General features: G+C 44.4%; 6 protein-coding genes. 2 read left to right on the top strand and 4 right to left on the bottom strand.

Going from position 1 to position 7,551, the window contains the following annotated elements; translation table 11 throughout:
* Positions 1–976, top strand: a 976-nt coding sequence (gene sthA / locus ACP45E_RS09045; RefSeq protein WP_069584911.1) for a Si-specific NAD(P)(+) transhydrogenase, incomplete at its 5' end; no start/stop codon positions are given.
* Between the two features lie 99 nt (positions 977–1,075).
* Here the strand turns inward: sthA and dinF are convergent.
* From dinF to lexA, 3 genes are all read right to left on the bottom strand, one after another.
* Positions 1,076–2,455, bottom strand: coding sequence for an MATE family efflux transporter DinF (dinF, locus tag ACP45E_RS09040; RefSeq protein WP_017036873.1), 1,380 nt, complete (start codon positions 2,453–2,455; stop codon positions 1,076–1,078).
* 36 nt (positions 2,456–2,491) lie between these two features.
* The gene (locus ACP45E_RS09035; protein ID WP_017036872.1) at positions 2,492–3,304 is read right to left on the bottom strand and encodes a class I SAM-dependent methyltransferase; all 813 of its coding nucleotides are present in this window, start codon (positions 3,302–3,304) and stop codon (positions 2,492–2,494) included.
* A gap of 121 nt (positions 3,305–3,425) precedes the next feature.
* Positions 3,426–4,043 (bottom strand): transcriptional repressor LexA, encoded by a 618-nt coding sequence (lexA, locus tag ACP45E_RS09030; protein WP_026026694.1) that lies wholly within the window; start codon positions 4,041–4,043, stop codon positions 3,426–3,428.
* Positions 4,044–4,380: 337 nt separating this feature from the next.
* Between lexA and plsB the strand changes: the two genes are divergently transcribed.
* The gene (gene plsB / locus ACP45E_RS09025) at positions 4,381–6,807 is read left to right on the top strand and encodes a glycerol-3-phosphate 1-O-acyltransferase PlsB (protein ID WP_017036871.1); all 2,427 of its coding nucleotides are present in this window, start codon (positions 4,381–4,383) and stop codon (positions 6,805–6,807) included.
* Between the two features lie 147 nt (positions 6,808–6,954).
* Here plsB and ACP45E_RS09020 read toward each other — a convergent pair.
* Positions 6,955–7,551: 4-hydroxybenzoate octaprenyltransferase (locus ACP45E_RS09020; RefSeq protein WP_069584909.1), on the bottom strand; the 597-nt coding region annotated here is incomplete at its 5' end.

The raw sequence follows: 7,551 nt of genomic DNA, 5'->3' as shown, positions 1-7,551 counted from the left end.
TGTCATCGCGACTGGCTCGCGCCCATACCAACCGAGTGATGTCGACTTTACCCATCAACGTATTTATGACAGCGATTCAATTTTAAGCCTAGAGCACGACCCTCGCCATATCATCATTTACGGTGCTGGCGTTATTGGTTGTGAATATGCTTCCATCTTTAGAGGGCTTGGCGTTAAAACCGATCTGATAAACACCCGTGACCGCCTGTTGTCTTTTCTGGACAATGAAACGTCTGATGCCCTCTCATATCACTTCTGGAATAGCGGTGTTGTGATCCGAAATGACGAGACATTCGAGAAAATTGAACCTACCGACGATGGTGTCATTGTTCATCTTGAGTCTGGAAAGAAAATGCGCGCCGATTGTTTACTGTATGCCAATGGCCGAACGGGCAATACGGATAAATTGAATTTAGACGCAGTTGGCTTAGCGGCGGATTCTCGTGGCCAAGTTTCGGTAAACAGCAATTACCAAACCAGTATTAACCATGTCTATGCGGTCGGGGATGTTATTGGTTATCCAAGCCTAGCGAGCGCGGCCTATGATCAAGGCCGATTTGTGGCCCAAGCGATTACGCAAGGACAAGCTTCTGGATATTTAATTGAAGATATTCCAACAGGCATTTATACCATTCCAGAAATCAGTTCTGTGGGTAAAACCGAGCAAGAGCTTACCGCAGCGAAAGTGCCGTATGAAGTCGGTAGAGCCTCGTTCAAGCATCTCGCTCGAGCTCAAATTGCAGGAAAAGATATCGGTAGCTTAAAAATACTCTTCCACCGAGAGACAAAAGCCATTTTGGGTATTCATTGTTTTGGTGAGCGTGCTGCTGAAATTATCCACATTGGACAGGCAATTATGGAACAGAAGGGGCCTGCCAATACCATTGAATACTTCGTCAATACGACATTCAATTACCCGACAATGGCTGAAGCATACCGTGTGGCTGCGCTTAACGGGTTGAATCGATTGTTTTAGCCTTATGTGTAAATCTCTCAAAACATGTCACGTCACTAAAGCCAATGACGGTTGCGAATAGCAGAGACTAGAAACAGAAACAAAGTAAAACCGCAGATCTTATTCTGCGGTTTTTTGATTTAAGAACACACCTTGACGCCATTGAACGATAAACACAATCCCTAAACCCAGCCCCCTCATCGCCATAAAACTCAACATGGATAACCACAGTGCATGGTTACCCAGCTCTTTGGTTAAATAAAACACCGCAAAGAAAAAACACGTCGCGACGAACATGCTGTTACGCATTTCCTTCCCTTTTGTCGCACCAATAAAAATGCCATCAAACAAGAAGCACCACATAGCAATGAGTGGCATCGCAATTAACCAGGGTAAGTAGATATGAGCGTTATCTTTGACGCTTGGGATATCGGTGATCAAACGGATCAGAGCCGATCCAAAGAGAGAAAAAACAAGGGTCAACGCTATGCAAATGATCAAACTCCAAAAAAAGGTCCCGATCAGTGACTGATTGAGTTCTTCTTTATTTTTGGCACCAATCGCTTTCCCCACCATGGCTTCCATGGCGTAAGCAAAGCCATCCATCCCGTAAGAGATCATCATCAAGAAGCTCATGAGCACCGCATTAGCAGCTACAACATCATCACCAAAACTTGCGCCTTGAAAAGTCATAAAACTGAATGTCGCTTGAAGACACAGCGAACGTAGAAAAATATCTCGATTTAACTTAACAAAGCGGCCAATGTTATTGCCACTCTTTGACAGGATGGATCGAGGAGACGGTAAATGACGAGCACACCAAGTTCGATAAACACACCATAGACCGAAAGCCAATCCCATGTAGTCCGCAATAACAGAAGCGAGAGCCGCGCCTTCGACTTTCCAATCAAAAACGATGACAAATAAGACATCGAGTAAGATGTTCGTCAAGTTAGCAATGATCACCATCCACATTGGCGCCTTGGCATTTTGAGTACCCAGTAGCCAACCTAAAATCACAAAGTTAGCTAAAGCGGCCGGGGCACTCCAAGCTCGAATAGAAAAGTACTGCTGGCCATAGTGTTTCACCTCGTCACTGGCACTGCTTAATGAAAAAATCAAGTCCGCCAAACTGCCGTGCACGAGTAAAAAGACGGCGGAAAGCCCAAAGGCCATCATGACGCCTTGAATAAGCACCAACGCCAGTTGTTGCTTATCATCCGCGCCATAAGATTGTGCGGTAAGCCCAGTGGTCGACATTCGTAAAAAACCGAGCAACCAAAACGTCACACTGATCATGGTGCCGCCCAATGCCACACCACCTAGATACCAAGCATGCTCTAAGTGGCCAATAACGGCGGCGTCGACTAATCCAAGAAGAGGAACGGTAATATTAGAAAGCACCATGGGAATGGCGAGTAATAACACTCTCTTGTGAAGAGACAGGTTATTTAGGCTTTTATAAAGAGTACTTAACGTTTGAATCGATTGGGAAATCACAGTCACCTCACTTATAGAGAGTGAAGTGTAACTGGATCACCAACGAAGCTGAACGACTACCGGGGTTAATCTCTGCTTAAGTGACGGGAATTTCGTGATACAGCGCTGCCAAAACTTCCAGCGACTGCAGTTTTTGTCTAATGGCGACAAGATATTTACCGACTGTGCCCACGGTAAATAATTCAGTATCGATTCACCTGGATGATCATACCCATGCGCATACGTGCCAGACCCGAGTTTTCTTCCTAAATGCGTTGACGTTTTATCCCCAGCTATCACCAAGCACGCGGTTGCACTATCAAAATGACGCCCTAACGCTTGAACAAACTTGGCAACATGGGAATGGCTAAGATCAAGTAAAGCGTGCTCACAGACAATCATCACATTAGCGTGGTTAGGAATCGGCAGTTGATCAAGCCACTGCACATCGTCGACACTGCCACAATGATGCAAATAGCGTTCGCTCTTATGAAAAAGCTTCTCACGCCACAGCAAGTTCTCGGTAATATCGAGCTCTACCCAATGACAAAGTCCATCATCAACGCGATAAAATCGAGTATCTAAGCCTGCTCCAACATTAATGATCCAAGCATCTGGGCTACGCTTAATGAATGCGTTAACTTGTAGGTCACAAAGTTGAGTGAGAGTCGCATGAAGCAGCTGCTTTTGATCGATATCACCAGATAAACACTCAGGAGATAATTGGCAGTAACGACAAGCATTAGCCGCAATTGGATCATAAACAAGGCCATCATCAACAAAGCTTTCACGGCTACGCAGCCATAATGGTTGGAGCAAATCGGTGGGGATTTGATAGCGTCGTTTTGAAGAGGGGGATGTAAGAGGCATTATCATCTTCCTTATGAACCCAGAAAGAAGATGATAATGAATATCATTTAAACTTACAAGCTATTGAGAGTATCGCCAGGCAATTTCTCAAATCGGATACAGGAACCGGCTCAGTAAGAGGTTACATCCAGTCGGTATTTCGAATGATTCCGACGGCAATACCCTCAATGGCTAAGTGCTGCACGGTCAAATCCACTTCAATCGGAGAAAATTCTTCATTTTCAGCATGAAGCAGTACCGTTGCGCCTTTGCGCTCTAAACGCTTAACCGTGACATCATCATCCACTCGTGCAACGACAACTTGGCCATCTCGTACGTCTTGAGTTTTGTGCACCGCTAATAAATCGCCATCCATGATACCAATATCTTTCATACTTTCGCCGTTAACACGAAGCAGAAAATCAGCTTGTGGTTTAAACATGCTGGCATCGACTTTATAGTGCGTTTCGACATGTTCCTGAGCCAGAATCGGTTCGCCAGCCGCTACCTGGCCGATAAGTGGCAAACCTTCTTCCTCATTCGCAGCGTCTAATAAAATGCGTATACCACGCGAAGCTCCGGGGATAATTTCTATCGCTTGCTTGCGAGCGAGCGCTTTTAAATGTTCTTCTGCGGCATTAGCAGAACGGAACCCCAATTCACGCGCAATTTCAGCGCGAGTCGGTGGCATTCCATGATCATCAATTTTACGTTTGATGAGATCAAATACTTCTTGTTGGCGTGCAGTCAACGGCTTCATAAGTCACCTGTCTTTTTATACAGTTAACTGTGAGTATATCCAGTAAGTCATAAAATGAAAAGATAATTGACTGTTTTTTAAATCTTTCATGTTTGCATCTCAATCCATAGCAGCTTTATCTTGTACTTCCGTTCACTTTTTAAAGCATTCATCCATCAAAATTTCGCAATAATATGACCAAGAGACCTACAATATAATTAAAAGGTTAGACCAGTTTCTGTTATCCTTGCCGCTCTTTTAAGTAACCTGCTTAGGCGACTTTCCACTTCGCGTTACAATAACAAATGACTGGAAATTCGCTTATGCTTATTTGAAACACAAGAGGCTATGAACCTTTATGTCTTCAGGACAATCGCTAGCACGAACATTACTTAAGTTACCTTTATCTATTTTGGTAAAAGGGACGGCAATTCCTTCAAGCCCTATTGACGATCATAATATTGATATCGACAAGCCGATTGTTTATGCGCTGCCATTTCGCTCCAGTGTTGATCTCCTGACCTTGCAAAAACATGCTCTAGAGCTTGGTCTACCCGACCCACTGAGCCCGGTCATGATTAATGGTCAATCATTCCCTCGTTATGTTTTCACCTCGTCACGGCCAACATTAGTTCAGCGTAATCAAGACGTACCCAACACGTCGATCTCATTGTTTTCGTCACTGCTTGAGCTCCACCAATTTGATAGTAATCTCGATGTTCAAATTATTCCTACAACCGTATTGTGGGGCAGAAAACCGGGGAAAGAAGAGCACACAAAACCATATCTTCAGGCGTTAAATGGCCCCGAAAAAGCAGCGGCCGTTATTCTTTCAGGTCGGGACTGTCTGGTCCGTTTCAGCCCTGTCGTGTCGCTTCGTTACATGGCAGACTCTCACGGTACGGATGCCTCCATCGCTCATAAACTCGCGCGAGTGGCGCGTATTCACTTCTCTCGCCAAAAGCTTGCTGCCTCCGGTCCAGATCTCCCTAACCGTCAGGCCCTATTTCAACGGTTGCTCAACTCTCAAGCGATTGAAAAAGCGATTGAAGAAGAAGCCAAAGCCAAGAATATTCCAATCGAAAAAGCACGCAAAGAAGCGCATGCGATTATGGAAGAAGTCGCGGCGAATTTTTCCTACTCTCTGATCAAGTTAGGTCAACGTACTCTTCGCTGGCTGTGGAATCGTATCTATCAAGGGCTCAATATTTCCAATGCCTCGACGATAAGAAAACTGGCACAAGACGGCCATGAGATTGTTTACGTCCCATGTCACCGTAGCCACATGGATTACTTGCTGCTTTCTTATGTGCTTTACAATGAAGGCATGGTGCCGCCTCATATTGCTGCGGGTATTAACCTCAATTTTTTCCCTGCTGGGCCAATTTTCAGACGCGGTGGTGCTTTCTTTATTCGCCGCAGTTTTAAAGGCAATAAACTTTATTCTACCGTTTTCCGCGAGTATCTTGCTGAGCTGTTCAGTAAAGGCTATTCCGTTGAATACTTCAGTGAAGGCGGACGTTCACGTACTGGTCGTTTGCTGCAAGCGAAAACCGGTATGCTTGCGATGACGATTCAAGCAATGCTTCGTGGCTTAAACCGTCCTGTAACGTTAGTGCCTGTTTACATCGGTTATGAACACGTTATGGAAGTCAGCACTTACGCTAAAGAGCTTCGAGGCAAAGACAAAGAGAAAGAAAACGCAGGCCAAGTGCTACGCACTATTCGTAAGTTGCGAAATTTTGGTAAAGGCTACGTTAACTTTGGTGAGCCGATTCCTCTGAATCAATACCTTAACGAACATGCCCCAGAGTGGACACAAGATATTGACCCACTCGGTGGAAGTAAGCCACAGTGGATAAACCCGGTTGTGGGTAAACTTGCCAATAAGATGATGACGAACATCAATGACGCTGCGGCAGCGAATGCGCTCACGCTTTGCGCGACTGCATTGTTGGCATCGCGTCAAAGAGCATTATCTCGAGACAGTTTAATCAATCAAATAGACAGCTACCTATCGCTTTTAAAGAACGTTCCTTATTCTTCAACGTTCACAATGCCTTCAGAAAGCGCAGAAGAATTAGTTAGCCATGCGGAATCGTTGGATAAGTTTGTCATTGATAGCGACAGCATGGGTAGTATTGTGTCACTCGATCGCCATCAGTCGGTATTAATGACTTACTACAGGAACAATATCATTCACCTATTTGCGATTCCGTCATTGATTGCACAGCTACTGGTCCGTAATCAGCAGCTATCTGTCGCAAGCATTCAAAGCAAAGTCGCGCAAATATACCCATTCTTAAAACAAGAACTCTTTTTGAGCATTGAAGATGAAAAGCTGGCGGATGTAGTGAATAACTACATTGCAGAGTTATCGCGCCAAGGCCATATTTGTATTGAAGGCGATAACGTTGCCATCAACCAAGCAAACACTCAAGTACTGGTGCTGCTTGGCCAAACAATTGCCGAAACCTTACAACGTTATGCCATTGCCTTAAACTTGCTTTCAGAAGACCCTGAACTGGGTAAAGCCGATCTAGAAAAGAAAAGCCAAGACATCGCCCAACGACTGGGTCGATTACACGGTATTAATGCCCCTGAGTTTTTTGATAAAGGCGTTTTTTCAAGCATGTTTAACACACTTAAACAGCAAGCTTACCTGGATAAGAATGGCGAGTGTGACCAAGGAAAAAGCAAAGAGTTGGCCCAACTGCTCTACACCATGCTTTATCCTGAGGTTGAACTGACCATTAAAGAGAGCGTCTATCAGGCCAACCATTAAAGGCCTAGTCCTCCCTAGGATTCAATGTGTTTAGCTCAGACTAAAAAGGCATCCGATTGGATGCCTTTTTCTATTTACTTAGAAAGATAGCCTATAGAAGCTCATGGTATGACTCGATGTGGTCTGAATGATGACTTGATTGAGTACTTACTTGATTAGAAATCCAAGTAATAGCCCAATGGTGATGACCATACCAACGTAATTATTATTCAGGAATGCTTGAAAGCAATGCGGCCTTGAGCGATGGCGAATCAAATGTTGTTGGAAGACGAACAACGCACCCACAATGAGCAAGCTCCAGTAAAAACCACTACTGAGCGCATATTTATCACCCAATAGCATCAACATAATGAGCGTACACAATTGTAAAGCACCAATGATCATTTTATCAAAACGGTCAAAGAGAATGGCTGTCGACTTAATACCAATTTTCACATCATCATCTCGATCAACCATTGCATATTGAGTGTCATAGGCAATGGTCCAAACCGCGTTAATCGCAAATAGATACCAAACCATCATCGGTAATTCATTGGTTTGCGCCGCCCACGCCATAGGTATGGCCCAGCTAAAAGCAAGCCCAAGAAACAGTTGAGGAAGATGAGTATAACGTTTCATAAATGGGTAAATGAAAGCGAGAAGAATACCAACAAATGACAGCTTCACGGTCAGAGGATTCATGGTTAATACCAGAAGAAAAGAGACCACCGCCAAAACAACGAATAGCCCAATCGCCTCTTTGCT

It is taken from the genome of Vibrio genomosp. F10 str. 9ZD137 (assembly GCF_049974785.1).
Classification (GTDB): Bacteria; Pseudomonadota; Gammaproteobacteria; order Enterobacterales; family Vibrionaceae; genus Vibrio.
The sequence above is the reverse complement of the archived record's forward strand: the minus strand, read 5'-3'. Positions and strand labels throughout refer to the sequence as shown.